At 57.2% G+C, this 21,515-nt stretch carries 16 protein-coding genes; 6 read left to right on the plus strand and 10 right to left on the minus strand.

The window, feature by feature from the left end:
• Positions 1-18 precede the first annotated feature (18 nt).
• Positions 19-606, plus strand: coding sequence for a DNA endonuclease SmrA (smrA, locus tag ACL7TT_RS03900; protein WP_413393316.1), 588 nt, complete (start codon positions 19-21; stop codon positions 604-606).
• Positions 607-768: 162 nt separating this feature from the next.
• On the opposite strand, the gene ACL7TT_RS03905 is transcribed toward smrA, so the two are convergent.
• The 10 genes from ACL7TT_RS03905 to gshB form a co-directional block, all read right to left on the minus strand.
• Positions 769-1,263, minus strand: a complete 495-nt coding sequence (locus ACL7TT_RS03905) for an META domain-containing protein (protein WP_413393317.1) — start codon at positions 1,261-1,263, stop codon at positions 769-771.
• Positions 1,264-1,326: 63 nt separating this feature from the next.
• Complete coding sequence (locus ACL7TT_RS03910; protein ID WP_413393319.1) at positions 1,327-1,800, minus strand: META domain-containing protein; 474 nt, start codon at positions 1,798-1,800, stop codon at positions 1,327-1,329.
• Between the two features lie 1,454 nt (positions 1,801-3,254).
• The gene (locus ACL7TT_RS03915) at positions 3,255-4,505 is read right to left on the minus strand and encodes a heme biosynthesis HemY N-terminal domain-containing protein (protein ID WP_413393321.1); all 1,251 of its coding nucleotides are present in this window, start codon (positions 4,503-4,505) and stop codon (positions 3,255-3,257) included.
• Entirely contained in the window at positions 4,502-5,845 is a 1,344-nt protein-coding gene (locus tag ACL7TT_RS03920; protein WP_413393323.1) for a uroporphyrinogen-III C-methyltransferase, read from the minus strand. The genes ACL7TT_RS03915 and ACL7TT_RS03920 overlap by 4 nt, the downstream gene beginning before the upstream one ends.
• Positions 5,846-5,965: 120 nt before the next feature.
• Positions 5,966-6,736, minus strand: coding sequence for a uroporphyrinogen-III synthase (locus ACL7TT_RS03925; protein ID WP_413393325.1), 771 nt, complete (start codon positions 6,734-6,736; stop codon positions 5,966-5,968).
• A 13-nt stretch (positions 6,737-6,749) separates the two neighbouring features.
• On the minus strand, positions 6,750-7,667 hold the full coding sequence (gene hemC, locus ACL7TT_RS03930; protein ID WP_299940010.1) for a hydroxymethylbilane synthase: 918 nt from the start codon (positions 7,665-7,667) through the stop codon (positions 6,750-6,752).
• A gap of 81 nt (positions 7,668-7,748) precedes the next feature.
• Positions 7,749-8,180, minus strand: a complete 432-nt coding sequence (gene ruvX, locus ACL7TT_RS03935) for a Holliday junction resolvase RuvX (RefSeq protein ID WP_413393327.1) — start codon at positions 8,178-8,180, stop codon at positions 7,749-7,751.
• Between the two features lie 32 nt (positions 8,181-8,212).
• Positions 8,213-8,797, minus strand: coding sequence for a YqgE/AlgH family protein (locus ACL7TT_RS03940; protein WP_413393329.1), 585 nt, complete (start codon positions 8,795-8,797; stop codon positions 8,213-8,215).
• A 35-nt stretch (positions 8,798-8,832) separates the two neighbouring features.
• A complete protein-coding gene (locus ACL7TT_RS03945) occupies positions 8,833-9,741 on the minus strand; it encodes an energy transducer TonB (protein WP_413393331.1) in 909 nt (302 codons plus the stop codon).
• Between the two features lie 102 nt (positions 9,742-9,843).
• Complete coding sequence (gene gshB / locus ACL7TT_RS03950) at positions 9,844-10,800, minus strand: glutathione synthase (protein WP_413393332.1); 957 nt, start codon at positions 10,798-10,800, stop codon at positions 9,844-9,846.
• A 347-nt stretch (positions 10,801-11,147) separates the two neighbouring features.
• Between gshB and pilG the strand changes: the two genes are divergently transcribed.
• The 5 genes from pilG to ACL7TT_RS03975 all read left to right on the plus strand — a co-directional run bounded on the left by pilG (position 11,148) and on the right by ACL7TT_RS03975 (position 21,493).
• Positions 11,148-11,543: a twitching motility response regulator PilG gene (gene pilG / locus ACL7TT_RS03955; RefSeq protein WP_020413651.1), complete on the plus strand. Its 396-nt coding sequence runs from the start codon at positions 11,148-11,150 to the stop codon at positions 11,541-11,543.
• Positions 11,544-11,794: 251 nt separating this feature from the next.
• Positions 11,795-12,157 (plus strand): twitching motility response regulator PilH, encoded by a 363-nt coding sequence (gene pilH, locus ACL7TT_RS03960; protein ID WP_413393335.1) that lies wholly within the window; start codon positions 11,795-11,797, stop codon positions 12,155-12,157.
• A 16-nt stretch (positions 12,158-12,173) separates the two neighbouring features.
• The gene (locus tag ACL7TT_RS03965) at positions 12,174-12,713 is read left to right on the plus strand and encodes a chemotaxis protein CheW (protein ID WP_413393337.1); all 540 of its coding nucleotides are present in this window, start codon (positions 12,174-12,176) and stop codon (positions 12,711-12,713) included.
• Between the two features lie 167 nt (positions 12,714-12,880).
• The gene (locus ACL7TT_RS03970) at positions 12,881-15,022 is read left to right on the plus strand and encodes a methyl-accepting chemotaxis protein (RefSeq protein ID WP_413393339.1); all 2,142 of its coding nucleotides are present in this window, start codon (positions 12,881-12,883) and stop codon (positions 15,020-15,022) included.
• Positions 15,023-15,157: 135 nt separating this feature from the next.
• Entirely contained in the window at positions 15,158-21,493 is a 6,336-nt protein-coding gene (locus ACL7TT_RS03975) for a hybrid sensor histidine kinase/response regulator (protein WP_413393340.1), read from the plus strand.
• The last annotated feature ends 22 nt before the right edge of the window (positions 21,494-21,515 follow it).

The raw sequence follows: 21,515 nt of genomic DNA on the forward strand, positions 1-21,515 counted from the left end.
ACTGGTGGGAGCTATTGTGTGAGCAGCGACAGCAAACTGTTTAAAGACGCCCTCGGTGAGCTTGGGGGTGTCCAGCCTCTGGTGCAGGAGTGCCGCGTTGTCCTGCGCAGGGAAAACATGCCCACGGAATTGGTGTCGCGGGAACGCCGCGCTGCCGCCACCCGCCAGACCGGGTGCGAAATGAACCCCCTCTCCGGCGAGTATCTCGAACCGGTGGCCCCCTGGGATCCACTGGCATTCAAACGAGATGGGGTGCAAAACGGGGTGTATCGCAATTTACGCCTGGGCAAATACACGGTGGACGCACGCCTCGACCTTCACCGCCACTCCGTGGAGATGGCGCGTACTGCCGTAGTGGAATTCGTGCGGGACTGTATCGAGGCAGATGTGCGTTGCGCTCTGATTACCCACGGCAAAGGTGAGGGCCGCAGGCAACCGGGCCTGCTGAAGAGCTGTATTAATCACTGGTTGCCTCAGTTGGAAGAAGTCTTGGCTTTTCACAGTGCCCAAAAGCAGCACGGTGGTATGGGGGCTAGCTACCTATTGCTGCGCAAAAGTACGCGCAAGCGACAGGAAAATCTGGAAAGACATCAGCGGCGCTGCTGATGTTTTCTTTGTCATTTATTTGTCACTTTCGCCGATTAAGATACTGAGGCAAGGCTCCCCTTATGTGCTTGCTTCTCTTTTTGTTACCTCTTGATTGTGTATTGACGACCCACTGGGTCGTTTTTTTTGGCCGTTGCCCGCACACAAGGCCGATAGGGTAACCTAACGCATAATGTCCTCGACGCGCTCGAATTCGAGCAATGTGGTCTTGTCGCCGTTGCGCAGGATCAACTGGTCGCCCACCACTTCGAGAAAACGGGTTTTTCGCAGTGCCCGCAAATAATCGGCTTCCAGCGTGTCACTGGGATAGACTTTGCCTATGCGCGAGATGTCCGGGAGGCGCGGCCAGGACAGTTCGCCATGGCTTGCAAGAGAGAACCGGCCCAGATAGGGATTGATACCGCCACTGCCACGCACATACCCAAAGCGGTCACAGGTAAAGAAGGGGCGGTCCCGCCAAAATTTTCTCCATAGAAGCCGGTACTGATAGGTGTGCTCGCCATCCATCATATTTGACAGAATCCACTCGTGATCGCATGCGGACCAGGCGGATTGCCCGAGGGCCTGTCCGGGATTGTCAGAGGTCATACACCCCGAAAATAAAAGGGGGAGCACTATTGTGAGGATAAGTTGCAGGCGCTTTGGGGATTGCAGCATAGGGGCGCTCTTATTTTTTAATGGCATTTAACCTCGAAAACTACCATCCGTCTGTGCGGATGTTCAAGGTCCGACATTGACATATTCTATGTAGGTTTCACCCGATACGTCGCGCAGAATCAAGCGCTTGCCCCGGGATTTTGTGAATGCCTGGCGCGTGCCGGCGAGTGCGCGTAAGTAGGTGTTCTCCTGTTGTAGCAACACTGCCGGACCGCTCATCTTGGTGGAAGCGAAGCTGGAGGTATCCCACAGGAGCTGGCCATTGTCGGTGACCTGTAATACCCCACGATAGGTATTGATGCCACTGCGGCCCACCACGTTGCCGTCGCGGTTACACACGAAAGTGAAATTTGCAGGCCCTTGTACTGCAATGGCAGTGCCGTTGATCCGGAGGCGCACAAGCTGCCACTTCTTACCGCATACTGCGTCCATATTACCTGTCGACTGGACGACCCTGGCTTCTTCCACACCACTTGTCAAGCATCCGCCAATAGACAGTAGGATTCCCAGCAGCCACAGTTGCACCAACCTGCGCATCGGCGATTGACTCCTTTATCGCTGACCCTGCCCCCGCTTTTCTTAGCTTAGTTGTTGCGCACTATGATGAGTCGATAAGGGTGACAAGCTATGCTTCCCCTGTGACGGGGAAAATTGCCCAATGAAGACGGTTTGGCATGAACAGACGCACAAAAATTGTCGCCACGCTCGGGCCTGCCACCGATAGGGCGGATATCTACCGCAAGGCTGGAGCGTTATCGAAGCCTGGGAGCGGCTTGATACCGAATGGCAATACTACGTGAAGCTGCTGCAACAGGAATGCCGGCACCTGATCGAAGCCATCGAAGAGGCGGCACCACCGCTCTAGCCAATCACCAAGAGGGGCAAACGCCCCTCGGGTTTAGCCGCCTGTCGGCGGCCAGGCGCTGGCGCGCCTGCGCGGCTAAACAGAAGGGGCCGTTGCCTCTGGAAAAACATCCGGCTGAGGTAAAATCCGCGTCGGGGCAAAAAAATGGTGAAGAGCCAGTGGTGCCGGGAAAAATGGTTGCTAACTCTTTGATTGCGCTAGGGAAAATGGAAAGTTAAGGTACGACTGGCCTCGGGGTGATGTCTTTGCACAAAAGGTGAATACAGTCGGCGGCAACTTTGAGAAATTGAAATGTTATTCCAATTTGTGCGCAATGCGCTCACAAACATTCACAACTCCAGATCAGATTGCAGAGCACCGGTCATTGAACAATATGCGTACCGCGGTAAAGACTACTTTATAAGCTTCATTTGGCGGTGGGGTAGGCGGGATTGCAGGCTCAATAATAGGTGGCGCGGTTACAGCTAAAGGAATCCTTATTGATACTCAAGTTGGTTATGCTTTGCAGGTAGGGGACACAATTATCCAGGAGGTTAGAGTTGATTTCGTAACAGCGTTCCACAATGATAGTGGTCTTGAGAACCTTATTATTACGGAAACTATAGTTAATGGTGAGGGGATTATCGTCAGAAGGCGGCAAGGTCCACCGGGATTTTAATTTAGTATGAAATCTGTATTATTTTATTTGAAAGAACTTTTTTCATATCGATTTTTCTTGAGTGATTTTTTGGGTTGGTAGCGTATTCAACCTATTTTTTAGAGTGGAATTGGGAAAGTTCGGCTGGGTTCCTCTCGTAATTTTGGTGGTGTGGGTAATCTCTAGCATAATTTTTTTGTAGCCAAAAAAGCAAAGTCTATGTGAAGCTTTGGAAGAGTCACAAAGGGCATGCAGATGCTGTGTGTCTGGGTACATCAAAAGGATCGAATCCGGTGCTATGCGATCATCCGAGCCCCACTTTATGGGTTGCAGTGATCCAGTCTTGTCGTTAGGTACGGGACAATTTCTTGATTGACAACAACAATACTGTGCCCTTTGGAGGTATATTTTCCAGCACAGGTAAAAAGGCCATAGAAGGCCCTTTTTCAACAGCCTGGTAAAGAGTTGGACCCTATGAGGAATGGGCAATTAGGCCTGCGCACCCAGCAGCGGTGAATCCCGGCTGGGCATTGGCAATTGCGGCAGGTTGCTGACGGCCTGCATCAGCCCCTCCTCATAAAGCTGTGCGGCTTTGTCCTTGTCCCCCAGTGCCCCGAGCAGGCGCGCCAGTTCCGCAGAGGTAACCGGGTCCTGGCGCAGTAGCAGACTCTTCTCGAAATACTGCTGGGCCCTACCCCACAGTTCGTTGCGCATACTCAAACGGCCGAGGCAAGTCAGCAGGTCTGCGCTTTCGCCGTACTCCTTGAGCCAGCCCTCGGCGGTGGAAAGCTGTGCTGCGGGATTGACCCCGGTGAGGCAGCCGTACAGGTCGCACAGCTCGGCATTCCATTCCCGGTTGAGCAGCCAGCGCAAATGCTTTTCCGCTTCGGTGTCGTCACCAATCTGGTGTAGCTGTCTCGCGTAGAGGCTGCGCAATGCCATATTGCGCTGCCAGCGTCCGTTCAGACTGTGCCAAATACTCAGGAGTCTGTCTCTGTCGTTACGACTGACAGCCTCATCCAATTGGTGTTGATAGATCTGCAATTCCAGCCGCTGCAGCTCGTCATTGCTCATACTGGCGTGCTTTTCCAGCTCCGGCAGCAGCTCGCGCAGGCTGCTCCAGTCCCCCAGCAGGTAGTAAGCCTGTTTGAGTAGCTGTAGCAGAGCCGGGTGTTTGGGTTCCAGTTGCTTGGCGCGCTTAAGACTGGCGATGCACTGTTCATAGTGCTTGTCCTGCAGCTGCATACGCGCTTGGTTCAGGGCCACGGCGAGGCGGGTATCTTCACTACAGGCCTCAGCTTTCGCCAACAGCTCATTGGCCTCTTCGCGAAAGCCCAATTCAAAAGCACTGCGTGCGGCTGCCAAATAATTGATCAGTGGCGCCTCTGAGCGGGGGGCACTTTTCAACAACTGGCGCCGTGCGCGGGACCAGTTGCCCTCCATAAACTCCACCAGTCCGCTGGTGAGACGCCGGCGCGCCACGCGCTGGCGGCCGAAGCGCAGGCGGTCAACACTGCCTTTGATTGCGCCCACCAGGCTGAGTACCAACCAGATCGCCAGGAACAGGGCGCACAGTATTGCCAGCAATGCAACGAAGGCAAACCAGAGGTTCATTTCGTAGCCCTTATTGAGTTCGCCACCAAACCCAATCACCAAATAGCCGGGGTAATTGTTACTGACTTGTGGAAACAGAGCGCCCAGTAGCAGTAGTACCAGGGCTGCAAAAAGAACTTTCCTCACTGGGCGCCCTCTCCCTGCGTATTGGCATCTTGGCCAGAGGTTTTGTGCAGTCGCTCAATGTAATTGTACAGTGCCACCTGTGAGGTATTCAGGTTGGGCATCTGCGCCTGGATGCGCTGCTCGCTGAGTTCGGCCAGTTGCCGGGCGAGGGTATCGCGTTGCGGGTTGGGCGTGCCATAGGTGAGCAGCAGCTCACGGGCGCTGCCCAGGGCATCCTTGTACACTGTGGTGTCGCCGCGCAGCAGTGCCAGCTGCGCCTGTTCCATATACAGGCGCAGGGTCTGGCGGAAACGCGCTTCGCTTTGTGGGGAAAGCATGACCGGGTTGATATCGCCATCAATGGGGCGCACTGAATCCCGCAGGAAGCGGGTAAATTTCTGCCAGCCCCGTTTCCAGGGGGGCAGGGGTGCCTCTTCGGGTTGCGCCTGCTCCCCCTTCTCCTCTGGCTGGGGTTGGGCCATATCAAACTCCGGCTGGATTCGGGCGCGGATCAGCGCGTCTTCCAAAGCGCGCAACCGCAGGAAGAGCCCCTCGCGGTCGATATTTTGAACCAGCTTGAGCGCGGTGATATCCTGGGCCAACTGCTGGCGCACACCGTACAAATCCGGCAGGTCCACTCCTCGCAGGATACTGTCCACTTCTTCCACCAGTCCCAAAGCGGCGCGGCTGTCATCCTCAAGCATCAAGCGTTGATTGGCCATGCGCAGCAGATAACCGGCCTCCGCCAGCTGCCAGTCCTTCCTGGTCACATTGCCCAACTCGTTCAAGCGGTTGCCCTGGGCGGTGACACTGCGCTGCAAACCGGCCAGCTTTTGTTGCAGTTCTGCGATTGTGCGGGCCTGTGACTGTATTTGGTTGCCCAGGTTGGCATCCGCCTGTTGATGCCGGTCGGGTTGCTGGTTCCGGGCCGGGGTTGCCGGTTGTGAGGGCGGCCGGGAGGACTGCGCAAGATCCGGCTCGGGTTCCGTTTGCGGTGGCTGTTCGGTTGGAGCCGCGGACACACGGGTGGCGTCTGCCTGTTCCCGAGCATCTGCGGCACTCTGGGTTGGTCCACCTTGTTTGGCGGGCGGCAAATCCAATTGGCTACTGATGCGGGTACGCAGTTGTGGCCAGCTGAACCAGGCAAAGGCAATCAGGGCGATCAGTAGCAGAAAGAACACCAGCCACCACCAGTGGCCGCTCCTTTTTCCGGACTTGGCAGGGTCTGGCAACTTCTTGCCCGCCGGGTTTGCCTGTGCTGCCTTGGCGAAGTTTTTTTTCTGCTCCGCCCTGTCTGTACAATCACTGGCCGGCGCGGTGGTTTTTGCGCGAGGGCTGTCCTTGGTTTTTTTGTCGGTCATGGCATAACAGCGCAGATGGAAATTGTCGTCGAATTATAGCGAGTGGCGCCAACCTTTATAGGAAGGGTGGCGCTCTTTGTAAGACTTTCATCCCAATACGGCGGAGAATTCGATAGCAATTCAATCCAGAGCACTGTGCAGTGCGTCCAACATGGCCTTGCCGCCGGCATTCTGGGCACCGTAAGGGCGTTTGAAACCCAGTGCGCGTGCCTGCTTGGCAACCCGCACACTGGGGCAAATAAGCGCAGCATACTGCAATTGCCCTCGCGCGGATTGCACAATACAGTGCGCCAAGTTTGCCAGGGCTTCACCACTGTGCACACTGATGGCATCCGGGGTTGCCGGATAGCTGGCCAGTGTATCTGGAGCGCCGGGGGGTAAAGTGCGCCGGTACAATTCACAATAGGTTACCATGGCGCCGCGGGCGCGGAGAGTATCGCCAATCAGAGTGCGTCCACCGACCCCGCTGAAAATCAGGATACGGTGTCCGGCCACCTGTTGCAGGGATGGCAGTGCGAGCAGGTCTTCGGATGTCATGTGCCCACTATCTTGCGCGCAGGGAATGCCGCGCTCCAGCAGGGCATTTGCCGTTGCGCTGCCAATCGCATAATAGCGCGGCCCCTGGGGTAATTGCGGCCAGTAGTCCTCCAGCCATTCCACGCCATAGTAGACGGCATTCTGAGACACAAAGATGGCTTCTTGCACCTGATCGAAACCGAGGGTATGGGTTTTGATGGCCTGCAACGCACTGGCCTCCCGGAGGGGTTCGATGGCCAGCATGGGAATATTGTCGACCTGTGCGCCGGCAGCCCGCAGCTGTGCGCACCAGTTGGCGGATTGGTGGGCCGGGCGTGTCGTGAGTATGCGTTTGCCGTGCAGTGAACCTGGCATGCTGGTATCAATCTCAGATAGCCGCGAGTATTTTGTCGGCGCCGTCGGCCAACAACTGCTTCGCCAGTTGTGTGCCGAGCACCGCACCGCTGCTGGCAGCACCGCGGCACTCTGCCCTTATCAGCGTGGAACCGTCCGGGCTGCCCACTAGGCCGCGCAGCCAAAGAGAACCATCCTGCAACTCGGCATAGCAGCCGATAGGTACCTGGCAGCCGCCGTTGAGGTGCTTGACCAGTGCGCGCTCTGCACTGAGGCGAGCGGCGGTTTTGGCACAGTGCAGAGGTTGCAGCAGGGCTTCCAAAGCCTTGTCGCGGCGGGATTCGATGCCCACCGCGCCCTGGCCGCCGGCGGGCAACAGTATATCGGTAGACAGGTAGCTGCGGATGCGCTCGCGCATATCCAGGCGCAGCAGGCCGGCCGCAGCCAGAATAATGGCGTGGTAATCCCCAGCATCGAGCTTTGCCAGCCGGGTGTTAACGTTGCCGCGCAGGAATTTGATCCGCAGGTCCGGACGACGTGCCAGCAGCTGGCACTGTCGCCGCAGGCTTGAGGTGCCCACTACGGCGCCCCGGGGTAGCTCTTCGAGGCTGGTATGCAGGTTGCTGACGAAGGCATCGCGGGGATCCTCACGCGCGCAGATCACGGGCAGGTGCAATCCTGCGGGGAACTCCATCGGGACATCCTTCATGGAGTGAACGGCGATGTCCGCGCGCCCGGCCAGCATGGCCACTTCCAGTTCTTTCACGAAAAGCCCCTTGCCGCCAATCTTGGCCAGGGGCATATCCAGAACCTGATCGCCACGACTGGTGAGAGGCAAGAGCTCAATCTGTAAGCCCGGGTGTTCCCCTTGCAGGCGGTCTTTCACGTAATTGGCCTGCCAGAGTGCCAGGGCGCTCTGGCGCGTAGCGATGCGGATACGAGAAATGGGCATTCTGCTCGATCATCTGTTTGAGTGGTGGGACAATTCTACCAAAGGGAGGGGTGTCGTGGCTTTTACAGACCGAGGGAAATATCAATTTGGAGACTGCCGCGCGCGCAGCCAGTCCTCCAGAATGATGCGTGCGGCGATCGAGTCCACCGGATCCCTGGCGTAATTACCGCGGTGACCACGCTCATGGGCTTCTTCCTTTGCGGCGCGGGTGCTGAGGCGCTCGTCGATAAATGCCACCGGCAACCCGGTGCGTCCGTGCAGGCGTTGGCCGAATTTGCGTGCTCGGGCGCTCAGTGCACTCTCGCTGCCATCCATATTCAGGGGCAGACCCACCAACAGGTAATGGGGTTGCCACTCTGCGATGAGGCGCTGCAAGTTTTCCCAATCCGGTTTGCCCTCCTTTGCCGGCAGGGGGGACAGTTCCCTGGCGCTTGCGGTCAGGCTCTGGCCAAACGCGAGGCCGATGGAGCAGGTACCAAAGTCAAAGGCAAGGGCAGTAATGGGTTTACTCATGGGGTGGATATGCTTGGATTGGTGTGCGCTGGCTAGGCGTGGCCGGTCTGTGAGCCGAGCCCGGACAGGTTGATGCCGTGGCGCGCGGCAGCATTCTGCCAGCGTTTCTCTACCGGTGTAGCGAACAGGATCTCTGGTTCTGCCGGTAGCGTCAACCAGGCGTTGTCGACCAGTTCCTGTTCCAGTTGCCCAGGTTCCCAACCGGCGTAGCCAAGTGCGAGCAGCACGTCGTCGGGGCCGTGTCCGCCGGCGAGGGATTCGAGGATATCCTTGGAGGCGGTGAGGCTGATCTCCGTATTGATCTCAGTCGTTGAGTCGAACTGTATACCGGCCCCGTGCAGGACAAAGCCCTGTTCCGGGGAAATGGGGCCGCCCAGCAGCACCGTCTCGCCTCCGCGCTGACTGGAGTCCTGCAAGGACAACTGTTCGAATACCTCTTTCCAATGGACCTTGCTGGGGGCATTAATCACTATACCCATAGCCCCCTCATCACTGTGTTCCACAAGCAGGGCTACGGTCTGCTTGAAGCGGGGGTCTTCCATACCGGGCATGGCCAGCAGGAACTGGCCGCGCAGGCTGGCGTGGGTCAAGTCACTGTCGATGTTCGATCTGGGCATAGCTTGATTCTAGGTCGCCTGAGTGAAAGGCAAGTTTAGCCCCGCCTGGGCGGGTCACCTGCGGAGGTGGAAAACCCGGTCATTTCGAAACGCCAGGTACGTATAATTTCCAGCCTGTCGGCCTCCTTGCGGATCTGAGCTGGAAAGGGCGCAAAGGGTGCCGCGAGGTGCATGATCTGTTGGGCCGCATCATCGAGAATGCGCTCGCCGGAGGATTCGAGAATGACCACTTCCTCCACGGCGCCGCTGGGCAGCAGGCGCACCATCATCCGCAGGCTGCCGGTGATCTGTTGTTGCAGGGCCTCCTCGGGAAAGTTGTCGCTGCCCACGGCCTCCACCTTTTGTCGCCATTCGTGCAGGTAGGCGGCATCTGCAGAGGCTTTAGTCGCCACTGAGGTGAGGCGCCTCACCCTCGGGCGCCGGGCAATGGTTTGCCGGATTTTATCCAGGCGCGCCTGCAGGCTGGTAACTTTCGGATTGGTTCGGTCCAGGTCACTGGGGGCGTCGCCGCGCTTTTCCTCTGAGCGCTTATCTTCTGCGGGCAGCTCGGGCGCCTGCAGCGGACTATCGCCAATGGTGGTGACCAACTGGCGTCGCTGGTCTGCCGGGCGCTCTGCCTGTTGCTGCGGCAGTGGATTCACGTCGTGAATCTGTGTATCGGCAAACTCCGCGCGGCGGTTGCTGGACAGTTCTTTGGGGGTATCCGAGATGCCGCTGGCCTGCTGGTTGTGCTGAGCCAGGTAGTCGGCATCCACCGGTGCCTGTGCCGAGCGGTGCTGGGCCAGGGTTACCTCCAGTGTGGGGGATGACTGGCTGCCCTCGGGCGCGGCAAAAGCCACTCCAAAAATAATCAGAGCGTGGATGGCGCCGGCGAGAAACAGGGAGAATACAAAGCGTTCGCGCTGGGCAGCGTTAAATGATGCCGTGTTGGCGGTGGAGTTCATCGTGTGCGGTCTTTACTACCTGTTGCGCCAAGCCCTTTAACTGGTTGTCCGTTTGGTCTACCTGCTGGCAAGCAGCCTGGGTTGAATTTGAAGTGTCCCAGTTTACCCTTTTTGTGCCAGGCGGTGTGTGATTGCGCGCATCAGTCGCGCACCGATTTTGGTGTCATAGGCTGCATCGATTTCGCGTACGCAGGTTGGGCTGGTGACATTGATTTCGGTGAGGTAATCCCCGATGACGTCCAGACCGACAAACAGCAGTCCTTTCTCTTTCAGCGTGGGCGCGACCTGCTCGACAATCCAGCGATCGCGATCGTTCAGAGGGCGCGCTTCACCACGCCCACCCGCGGCCAGGTTACCGCGCGTTTCTCCGGCTACAGGAATGCGGGCAAGACAATAGGGTACCGCCTGTCCATCAACGACCAGAATACGCTTGTCGCCATCCTTGATTTCCGGGATATAGCGCTGCGCCATAATTTGCCGGCAGCCGTGTTTGGTGAGCATCTCCAGTATCGCCCCGAGGTTGGCGCCGTCGGGTTTACAATGGAAAATCCCCGCCCCACCCATGCCGTCCAGGGGTTTGAAGATAACGTTCCTGTGTGTCTGGTGAAACTGTCGCAATCTGAGCATATCCCGGCTTACCAGTACTGGCGGGGAGCACTGTGGAAAACTGGTTGCGAAAATTTTTTCGTTGCAGTCGCGCAGGGATTGGGGCTTGTTGACCACCAGTGCGCCCTCGCGTTCTGCCGCCTCGAGGATGTAAGTGGAATAGATATACTCGTTATCAAAAGGGGGGTCGACACGCATCAGAAGGGTGTCCAGCTCTCCCAGATGTATCTCTCTGGATTCCCCCAGAGCAAACCAGCGTTCGGCGTGGTCAAAAACCTGCAGTGGCCGTCCACAGCCAATGGCGCGGCCGTTATCCAGGTACAGACTGGTCTGCTCGAAATAAAATAGCTGGAAACCACTGTCTTGTGCGGCCTGTAACAGTGCAAGTGTTGTATCTTTTTTAACATTGATCTGGGCGATGGGGTCCATCACCACACCGAGGGAGAAATTCATAGGGATTTCCGTTTCTGGCGGGATAGCTTTACCCCGCGCTGTGGTGGTTGTGGCTCAGTGTAGGCTGCCACCCCCGACTTGGTAGGATGGATAAGGTAAAAGCAGCTTCACCAGGATGCAACTTTAACACGCTGGACTGGGTTCGAGCGCAAAGTGATGATAATTTGAACCGTATCGCCAGGGGTTTGTCGAGTCTGGTAGATTAACCTGGGGTTCTGTGATAAAAGTTCCTCCAGTGTGCGATCTTGGCTAGGCGAGACACCCAGACCCCCTATGCGGTTCACCAAGGGTGCAAGTAAACGCTTTCACGTGTCCGACAATAAGTAAACAGGGGAGTCAAAAAAACTATGGAGCTTAACTGGGAAAGTCTGACTGTTATGGTGATCGACGACAGTAAGACAATTCGCCGCACTGCCGAAACGCTGTTGCAGAAAGCGGGCTGTACGGTTGTTACCGCAACGGACGGCTTTGATGCGTTGGCGAAAATCGCAGACTCCCGCCCGGATGTTATTTTCGTCGATATCATGATGCCGCGCCTGGATGGTTATCAAACCTGCGCTCTGATCAAAAATAACAGCGAATTTCGCTCTACTCCTGTCGTTATGTTGTCGAGTAAGGATGGTTTGTTCGATAAGGCAAAGGGGCGTGTTGTCGGTTGCGATCAATATTTAACCAAGCCGTTTAGCAAAAGTGAATTATTGGGTGCGATCTCTGCCCATGCCAAGCCACATCACGCAGCCTGAAAATTGTGGCTAACAAAAAAAGTGTGTGGCTGGCTCCGGGAGCTTGGCACCCGGGAACTAAGACAGTAACGATCCTAAGTGGCGCACATATCCCCTTGTCTGTGGGAGTCTGGGAAATGGTTTGGCCGAGAAGTAGCTGATAGTCAGTGCAAACTGGACATGCTAACAAGAAAGTAACAAGCAAACCGCCAAGTTCGATCGTGGTTGCGCAGCTGCCGATTAGCTGATTATAAGATGTCATGGGGAAAATGATGGCAAAAGTACTAATAGTGGATGACTCTCCTACTGAAACACACAAATTGACCACAATTTTGGAAAAAAACGGACATGTGGTAATCACAGCGCCCAATGGCGAAAACGGTGTTGAGGTGGCGCGCGCGCAGTGCCCGGATCTTATTCTGATGGATATTGTAATGCCCGGTCTGAATGGCTTCCAGGCCACCCGCCAGTTGAGCAAGGACAGCAGCACAGCGGGAATCCCAATTATTATTGTGACGACCAAAGACCAGGACACAGACCGTGTCTGGGGCATGCGCCAGGGAGCCAGGGCTTATCTGACCAAGCCTGTAGACGAGGGCAAGTTGTTGAGTGCGATCGGGGAGGTGTTGGCCTGACGGCCAGCTGCTCAGTGTGCAGTCAACAATACCCTATTTGGCCCTGATTGATATTGCGCGGCGTGCCAAGGCGCAGTCCACCGGCCTGCCTGCGCGCCGGGAAATCAAGCCGTACTGGAGTGGGATCGGCTTCTCCCTTCTCGAGCATAATTTCGTCGCCTCCATGGATGATGTTGTGGAACTGCTCGAAGTGCCGCAATACACTTTCATTCCCGGTGTCCAGCCCTGGGTGAAAGGCGTATCCAACGTACGTGGCCGCCTGTTACCTTTGATTGATCTCGCCGCATTTTACGGTGGCCACCTTAGCGGCCCGCGACAGCAGCGCCGAGTGTTGGCGCTTGAACGTGAAAAAACCTATGTGGGCCTGATTGTGGACAGATTACACGGGATGCAACACCTGGCGTATGAATATGCCCGGGAAGCGCCAACAGATTTGATTGAGTCATTTACACCCATGGTGCAGGGCCAGTTTATTTTGCAGAGGGACCGTTGGCTGGTGTTCGATATGCGGGCCCTGCTCAAAGATGGCCGTTTTATGGATGCCGCCCTTCAATAGAAAATCCAAGCCCATTTTTATCGGCGCTTCACTTTATTGATAGTGTCGGGAGTGGCCTGCAGGCGGTGCTGGAATGAACGTGCTGGGTGAAGGCGATTGTTGTTTAAGTGTTAGAAGTCAAGTGGTACTAAATCCGGCCTGATACCTGGGCCCGCTAGGAGTGAACTATGAAAACAGGCTCCCAGAGTTCCTTTTCCGCGTTGCGCAGTAACCCTGCCGCGCTGGGTTTGGGCCTGCTGGTACTCGCCGTATTGGCGGGACTGGTCGTCAGTATCTATCTGGTACAGACCCGCAGCGACCGCGATAAAGAGTACCTGCAGCAAGCGGCGGAATTGCGTGCGCTCTCTTATCAGGTCGTTTCCTACGCACCGGCGGCCACCTCAGGAGATGAGGAAGCATTTGTCGAGCTGGAAAAAGTGTCCAGGCAAATGGCCAACGCCTGGAACCAGTTGCAGCAAATGGATGCAGGCAGCCGCCGCACACTCGACGCCGAGTTGGCTGCCTATGGGCAGGTTTGGCGCAATCTGCGCGAGCAGATGGACACCATTCTCGGCAATGAGGAAACCATTATCTTCCTGAATGACGTTGCCACCACCCTGAGCGCTTCTCTTCCCGAGCTGCAGGCGGAGCACAACAATATCGTTGAGATCCTGCTGGCCAACACCGCCCCGGCCAATCAGGTGGAGCAGGCATTACTGCAAGTTTGGCGCGCGGAACGGATAGGCCGGAATATCGACAAGATGCTGCAGGGGGGTGATGATGCTGAAGCCGCTGCGGATCAGTTCAATACCGATGCGAGTCTTTTCGGTAAGGTCGTGGACGGTATGAAAAGCGGTGACGTGGTGATGGGCATTTCCCGTGTTAGCGATGATGAAGCGCGCCGTTCCCTGGATGAAATTACGGAATTGTTTGAGTTTGTAAGCTCCTCTGTGCGCGAAATCTTTGAGGCGACCCCGGCCCTATTTGCCACGCGCCAGGCCTCAGACGGCATTATTGCCTCCTCACCGCAGTTACTCGAAGCCCTGAGCGCGCTGAATGATCGAATCGTGAATCTCGCGGACGAACGCCAGCCAAACAATATGACGATTACTATCCTGGCAGCGGCCTTCGTACTGCTGATTTTCGTCATGATGGGAATGGTTATCTCCGGTACGCGCCGCAACCTGTTGCAGGAGGCGGATACCAACGAGCGCAACCAGCAGGCCATTATGCAGTTGCTGGATGAGCTGGCGGATCTCGCCGATGGGGACTTGACTACCTCTGCCACGGTAACCGAGGCATTTACCGGTGCGATTGCCGATTCTATCAACTTTACTATTGACCAACTGCGCGTGCTGGTATCGCGGATTAACGGTGCTGCTCAGGAAGTATCCGGCCTGTCCCAGGAAACCCAGCAGACCGCTCTGCATCTCGCCGAGGCCTCTGAGCACCAGGCGCAGGAAATTGCCGGGGCCTCCGCTGCGGTGAATGAAATGGCGGTTACCATTGACCAGGTGTCTGCCAATGCCTCCGAATCTGCCCAGGTTGCGGAGCGCTCGGTACATATCGCGAGCAATGGTGCCAAGGTGGTACAGAACACCATCAAGGGTATGGACAACATCCGTGAGCAGATCCAGGATACCTCCAAGCGAATCAAGCGGCTGGGGGAATCCTCCCAGGAGATTGGCGATATTGTAAGCCTGATTAATGACATTGCCGACCAGACCAACATCCTCGCATTAAACGCCGCCATCCAGGCGAGTATGGCCGGTGACGCAGGCCGGGGCTTCGCGGTGGTTGCCGATGAAGTACAGCGACTGGCGGAGCGTTCCGCCGCTGCAACCAAACAGATAGAAGGCCTGGTGAAAGCAATTCAGTCGGACACCAATGAAGCGGTCATCTCCATGGAGCAAACCACAACGGAGGTGGTGCGTGGAGCCCGCCTGGCCCAGGACGCGGGGGTTGCCCTGGAGGAGATCGAAAACGTATCCGGCAGCCTGGCCTCTCTGATTCAGAACATCTCCAACGCCGCGCGCCAGCAGGCCTCTTCTGCTGGGCATATTTCCAATACGATGAACGTGATTCAGGAAATTACCTCCCAGACCTCGGCAGGTACCCAGGCAACGGCACAGTCTATTGGTAATCTGGCACAAACGGCCAATGCACTGCGCGATTCCGTTGCCGGCTTCAAACTGCCTCAGGATGAAAGCCTCAAGGCCGACAGTGATTCCTTTGACGTGGAATTACCGGAAATGGACGTGGACAGTTTCACCATCGAAAGTGAAGAGCCCGCAGCTTTGGGCTCTCGCGAAGGCCGGGCTCTGGCCTGACCCAAATACAATCTGGCGTCATTTTAAGATGACCGGGTGGAGAGGGGCGCGCGGAAGACTTTCGGGAAACCCGTGTAAGTCGGCTCGCATCGGGGTATAGCGCCTGCATAGAGAATGAAATATTGGGGACTTGGCGTGAACCACGACAATCCAAACTTCATGGCCCTGGATTGGCTGATCGGTGAAATTAACGAGACGATGGCGCAGGCGCGTCAACTTCTCGAGACATTCTCTGATGATCCAGATGCCGGTGCACCGCTGTTGCAAAACTGCCTGTCTCTGGTCCATCAGGTACATGGCAGCCTGCATATGGCACAGCTTTCCGGTGCGGCCATGCTGGCTGAGGAGATGGAACAACTGGTTCAGGCGCTGGCCAGTGGCGGTGTCGAAAATACCGAAGAGACCCGAGAGTTTCTTATGCGCGCGCTGTTGGAGTTGCCTCTCTACCTGGAAAAAGTCTCTTTTCAGCGTCGGGACAATGCAGTCCTCCTGTTGCCTCTTCTCAACGATTTGCGTGCTGTGCGTCGTGAACGCCTGATCACAGAAGGTGCACTTTTTTCTCCCGACCTTTCCTCTCTGGAGCAGGTCACCGGCAAGCGCCAGCCGCTGACTGCGGATAATGCGAGACTGCAGGAGCTGGTCACCAAGCTGAGAAAGATGTACCACGTCGCCGCGGCAGGCCTGATCCGGGATGTGAACAGCGGTGAGAGCCTTGCCTATTTGAACAAAATTGTTGAAAAGATGCAGTTGCTCTACAACGGCAGCGCGCGTAAGCCCCTGTGGGAGGTACTGCTGGGCATCTTTGAAGCCATCGGTGCACATCGCCTCAGTGTACAGCCCGCCCTGCGCCACCTGCTGCGTAGGATAGATGTGGAGTTCCGCCTGCTGCAGGGGCGCGGCGCCAGGGTACTGGATGCACGCCTTGATGCAGATTTCCTACGCAATTTGCTTTTCTACGTCTACTTGGCCGGCCCCAACGGCTCGCGCTGCCACGACCTGTACCAGCGCTTTGGCCTGGGCAGAGCAGTACCGGGCACACCGCGCCCCGATACCGAGGATGTGCTGGCGATGGGTCCCGAGGCCCTCGGCACTGCGATCACCGCTCTGAGCGAAGAGCTTCAATGGGTGCGCGAGGCCCTGGAACCGAGTAGCGCTGTGAGCGAACAGCCGCCACTGAGCGAAACTGCAGCGGTGGTCAAACGGGTTGCGGATACGCTCGGCGTGCTCGGGCTTGAGACACAGCGCGCCCGCGCCCGCGGCATTTATGAATATTTGCGCGATGCCTCCCGTGGCAGCGATGTCGAAGAATATCTGATGCGTGCCGCCGGCGAGTTGGTACAACTGAATTCTGCCCTGGCAGCCAATATTGATCGCAATAAACGGGTTGACGAAGAGCAACCGATTATGGGTGATGCCAAGGATTCCGTTCGACGCGAGGCGCACCTGGGGTTGGAGGCAGTTAAAGAGGCGGTGATGGAGTATGTCGCCAGCCACTGGGATATCAGCTACCTGAGCCGGGTCCCACAGCGCCTGCAGGAGGTCTGCGGTGGCCTGGAAATGGTGGGCTATCGGCGCGCCAGCGAAATAATCGCCGCTTGCAAACACTATATCGACAAGTCCCTGATCGAGAAGGCGGAGCAACCCGAATGGCGCATGCTGGATACCCTGGCCGATGCCATTACCAGTGTTGAATATTACCTGGAGCGCCGCTGCGAAGGTCTTGAGGATGCCGAGATGCTACTGGCATTGGCCGAAGACAGTGTCGCCGATCTGGGCTTTCCCCTCAGGGGAGAGAGGCGGGAGCTCTCCGGTACCGCCGCTTCCACAACTGACCGGGTGCCGGAGGGTGAAACCCTTCGTGCGAATAGAGAGGGCTTTACGCTATTTGACCCCAAATTTGCCGGGACTGGAAAAGTCGAAGGTGAAATGGGGCATCAATCCACCCCTGCAGCCAAGTCTGTAGGGGGGACGCCAGTCACATTTGCTGAGTTGGAGGGCGCGAAAACCCCTACAGCTGAGCCCCTGGGATTCAGTGAACAGGTTGAAGTGCCGAAAAGGGACCCTATTGCGGCTGACAATGACATTGAGGTTGCGCGTGCCCTCTCTGCCGACGATAGGGTGCCGGATACGGAAAAGGAGCATGGGTTTCCAAGCGATGAGCATGCTGCAAAATGTATACACGCAACGGCTCCGGCAATGGAAAATGCGGTGGGTGAACCGGCAGAAACGGCTGAAGGGACCGCCATCGCACCGGAAGCGGATACCCAGACCGAGTTGGCCTGGGAGAAGCCTGAGAAACCGCTTGGGACACGGGCAGTGATTGATGGTGACGAGCGTCTGATCGACGATGAGATTGTAGAAATCTTTCTCGAAGAAGCCGGTGAAGTCCTCGTCCATATTCGCAACTACTTCCCAGATTGGGCGGCCGATTTTGCCAATGTTGGTGCCCTGGAGGAATTCCGCCGCGGTTTCCACACCCTGAAGGGGTCGGGTCGTATGGTCGAGGCGCTGGATATCGGCGAGCTGGCCTGGGCGGTGGAAAACATGCTCAACCGCATTATCGACGACAGCGTGAAACCCCAGAGTGCTCACGTAGGGTTGATTGAGCGGGTCTGTGAGAAATTGCCCTCCATGATCGAGGCTTTCCGCTGTGGTCGGGGTGATCCGGATCAGCAGCAAACCTTGCAGTTGCAAGCCTGGGCTGAGCAGCTCAGCCGCGGGCATATGCCTGCGGTACTGGAGACGCAAAGCGCAGGTAGGGCGACGCAGGCCACTGTGGAGGAAGACAACGGGGAGGACCGGGCACAACTGTGGGAGATCTTTGCCCAGGAGGCTGAGACGCACCTGGCGGTAGTGGCTGAATTCCTTGAGGACATGCGCGCTGCCGCGCCGGTTTACGGCGTGCCCAGCGACCCCTTGCACCGAGCGCTGCACACCCTGAAAGGTTCCGCCCATATGGCGGAAGTCAAGGTGGTCGCCGAAATGATGGCGCCGCTGGAGCGATTTGCCAAAGAGCTGCGTATCTACCAAGTGCCGATTGACGTCGACATCCTTGATCTGATCGGTGATGGGGCCAGCTATGTGCATCAGGCGTTGGCCCAGATCCGCACTGGAAAACCGCTTGGCATTGGAAGATCTGAGCAGTTCCTCGCCCGTGTGACCGAGCTGCAGGAGCGCTCTGTGGGCCACTTGATCCGCGAGCGCGAGGCCAGTGAGCCCAAGGCGGTGGACCCGCAACTGCTCGAAGTGCTGATGGCTGACGGAATGCGTGTTTTATTGGATGCCGACCAAGTGCTGAATCATTGGCGCATCAATCCCGCCGACAAGTCCCAGGTTACCCTCGTTGCCGAAGAGCTTGTGGTTTTACACAAAGCCGCCAGTCACGCACAACTGCAGACTTTGGCGGAGTTGTCTCAGTTACTTCTGGATGTCTACCACAAGGTGCTTGCCGGTCAGCTTGAGGGAGAGCCGGCGCTGTGGGCATCCCTTGAGCAGGGGCACAACGAACTGCTGGATCTGGTTGATGCTGTCGCCGCTGCCCAGGACTTGCCGGAGGTGAGTGAGGCTGTTGAGGAGGCGCTGCGTTACCTGGCGCAAGGTGTGGCAGTCGCCGAAGTGTTTGAAGAGGATTACGATCTGGGTGAACTGGGTATCAACGGCCCAGAATTCGGTGTTGTGCAGACCCCGAAGCAGCTCAGCGATACTGCCGTTGAACGTGAGCCTGTGCACAGAGCTGAAAATGCGGGAGCAGACAGCGCCAGTGAAGGAATACAAAAAGCGCCCGCTGCGCTCTCAGGGCTACAGGTGGCAGCGGTGCCAGAGCATGGGCCGCAAAAGTCTGTAGATACCACACTCCGGGTACGTACAGCGGAGACAAGCAATTCTGAGGCAACACCTGCTGAGTCATCATCGGTGGCGTTAGCCAGCGCTGCCAGGTACCGCCAGGATACGTTTGCCGAGGGAGAAAAACTGCTTGCGGAAATCGATTCCGATGTTGTTGAGGTCTTTTTGGAGGAAGCGGTCGATCTTACCGACGAGTTGGAGGCATTGATCCAAAACTGGGAAGACGCGCCGGAAAGCCGAGAGCAGGCGGAAGCACTCAAGCGGGTGCTGCATACCTTTAAAGGCGGTGCACGTATGGCTGGCCTTCTGGGGCTTGGCGAAGTGGCCCACCGTTTTGAAACCGTGATCGAGCAAATGCGGAATGACACCCGGCCCTCCCGGCAGTTTTTTGCCGATGCCCACGGTATCCACGACCGTATCGCCGACGGCATTGAAACTGTGCGCGCCTGGATGTCCGACGAACAACCGGAAGCCTTTGTGCAATTGCTGGCCGCCGACTGGGCCGATCAAGGTGCCCGGGAGAGTACTGCAGAAACAACCGAGAGCAAGACTGTGGTTCTGCCGGAGGCGATGGAAGTTGTCGAGGGCACTACCGCTGACACACAGGCAGGGGTGAGTGTGTCGGAATCCCTACCCACAGTGGAAAGCCTGAGGGAAAAAGGGACCGAGACCCCTGACCGTCCACCGCAGCCGGAAGTGGCCCAGAACAGTGGCAACATACTGCCGTTTATCCGCAAGTCAGAGGGCTCGGATGAGTTGGCGGGTTCCGCCAGAAACCAGCCCCAGGAAATGGTTCGTGTGGCCGCTGAGCTGCTGGAAGAGCTTGTTAACCTCGCCGGTGAGACCGCCATTTCACGCGGTCGCCTCGAAGAGCAGATGAGTGAGTTCGGTCTTGCGCTCGACGAAATGGATTCAACCCTGGTGAGGCTCAACGAACAGTTGCGCCGCCTGGATAGAGAGACCGAGGCACAGATCCTGTTCCGGCACGAACAGCTGGCTGAGCAGGACGGCAACTTCGACCCGCTGGAAATGGACCGCTACTCGTCTATCCAACAATTGTCCCGCTCCCTGCTGGAATCCACTTCCGACCTGATGGAGCTTCGCTCCACACTTGATAACAAAGCGCGGGATACCGAGACCCTGCTACTGCAACAGTCGCGGGTGCATACGGAACTGCAGGAGGGGCTGATGCGCAGCCGCATGGTGCCCTTCTCCCGTTTGGTACCGCGTCTTCGCAGGATCGTGCGACAGGTGAGTGCAGAGCTGGGCAAGCAGGTGGATCTGGTGTTCTCCAACGTCGAGGGGGAGCTGGACAGATCCATGCTTGAGCGCATGGTGGCGCCGTTGGAACATATGCTGCGCAACGCGGTAGACCACGGCATCGAAATGCCAAAAGCACGTCTCGCTGCGGGCAAGCCCGAGCGCGGTCGTATCCATGTCGCTATGGCGCGCGAGGGCAGCGAGGTGGTGCTGACCATCCGCGACGATGGCGCCGGCGTCAACCTGATAAAGGTGCGGGAAAAAGCCGTGGAAAATGGCCTGATGCGCCCGGACGCAGAGTTGTCCAATAACGAGATATTGCAGTTTATTCTGCAGGCGGGCTTTACCACGGCGGAAAAAGTGACCCAGATTTCCGGTCGCGGGGTGGGTATGGATGTGGTCTCCGCAGAGCTGAAGCAGATTGGTGGCGGCGTGCATATCAATTCTCAGGCGGGGGCTGGTACCGAGTTTGTCGTGCGCCTGCCGTTTACCGTGTCGGTCAATCGCGCCCTGATGGTTAAAATCGGCGAGGATCTGTTTGCCCTGCCTCTGAATACCATTGAGGGCATCGTACGCCTCAGCCCCTTCGAACTGGAGCATTACTATCGTACCGGCGATGCCCGCTTTGAGTACGCCGGTGAACGCTATGAGGTCTGCTACTTCGGCACTCTGCTCAAGTCGGGTGCCCAGCCAAAACTCAGTGTCGATGATATGCAACTGCCGGTTCTGCTGGTGCGCTCCGAGGGCCATGCCATGGCGCTGCAGGTGGATGCTATCCGCGGCAGCCGCGAGATCGTGGTGAAGAGTATGGGGCCGCAGTTCGCCGGTGTGCAGGGGGTATCCGGGGCGACAGTAACCGGCGATGGCACTGTGGTAGTGATCCTCGATGCCCACGCCCTGCTGCGCCGCCAGGCGACCCAGCTGGCGCGACCGACAATGCCTCAACTACCGTTGCAAACGGCGCCGAAGCGAGAGCTGGAAGAGCACCAGCAAACGGTGATGGTGGTGGATGATTCAGTCACTGTGCGCAAGGTGACGACCCGTTTCCTCGAGCGCGAAGGCTACCTTGTCAGTACCGCCAAGGATGGCCAGGATGCGGTGATCCAGTTGCAGGACAAGATCCCGGATCTCATCCTGCTGGATATTGAAATGCCGCGTATGGACGGTTTCGAGGTGGCGCGGCACATTCGCTCCAGCAGCCGCCTGCGGGATATCCCTATTGTGATGGTCACATCCCGTACCGGTAGCAAGCATCGCGACCACGCCATGTCACTGGGTGTGAACCACTATCTGGGCAAGCCCTACCAGGAAGACGTATTGCTCGAAACCATTCGCGAATATGCGGGCACCTCAGCTGTCGGTAGTTGAGGTTGCCGGCACCCAATAGAGA

The sequence above is a fragment of the Microbulbifer jejuensis genome, assembly GCF_047289955.1.
GTDB lineage: Bacteria > Pseudomonadota > Gammaproteobacteria > Pseudomonadales > Cellvibrionaceae > Microbulbifer.

Bases quoted from the DNA above. Each gene is read 5' to 3' on its own strand.
- ruvX (WP_413393327.1), bottom strand. From the start codon at position 8,180: ATGAGTAAACCCATTACTGCCCTTGCCTTTGACTTTGGTACCTGCTCC.
- ACL7TT_RS03905 (WP_413393317.1), bottom strand. From the start codon at position 1,263: ATGCTGCAATCCCCAAAGCGCCTGCAACTTATCCTCACAATAGTGCTC.
- ACL7TT_RS03940 (WP_413393329.1), bottom strand. From the start codon at position 8,797: ATGCCCAGATCGAACATCGACAGTGACTTGACCCACGCCAGCCTGCGC.
- pilG (WP_020413651.1), top strand. From the start codon at position 11,148: ATGGAGCTTAACTGGGAAAGTCTGACTGTTATGGTGATCGACGACAGT.
- gshB (WP_413393332.1), bottom strand. From the start codon at position 10,800: ATGAATTTCTCCCTCGGTGTGGTGATGGACCCCATCGCCCAGATCAAT.
- hemC (WP_299940010.1), bottom strand. From the start codon at position 7,667: ATGCCCATTTCTCGTATCCGCATCGCTACGCGCCAGAGCGCCCTGGCA.
- ACL7TT_RS03920 (WP_413393323.1), bottom strand. From the start codon at position 5,845: ATGACCGACAAAAAAACCAAGGACAGCCCTCGCGCAAAAACCACCGCG.
- ACL7TT_RS03970 (WP_413393339.1), top strand. From the start codon at position 12,881: ATGAAAACAGGCTCCCAGAGTTCCTTTTCCGCGTTGCGCAGTAACCCT.
- ACL7TT_RS03945 (WP_413393331.1), bottom strand. From the start codon at position 9,741: ATGAACTCCACCGCCAACACGGCATCATTTAACGCTGCCCAGCGCGAA.
- pilH (WP_413393335.1), top strand. From the start codon at position 11,795: ATGGCAAAAGTACTAATAGTGGATGACTCTCCTACTGAAACACACAAA.
- ACL7TT_RS03925 (WP_413393325.1), bottom strand. From the start codon at position 6,736: ATGCCAGGTTCACTGCACGGCAAACGCATACTCACGACACGCCCGGCC.
- ACL7TT_RS03910 (WP_413393319.1), bottom strand. From the start codon at position 1,800: ATGCGCAGGTTGGTGCAACTGTGGCTGCTGGGAATCCTACTGTCTATT.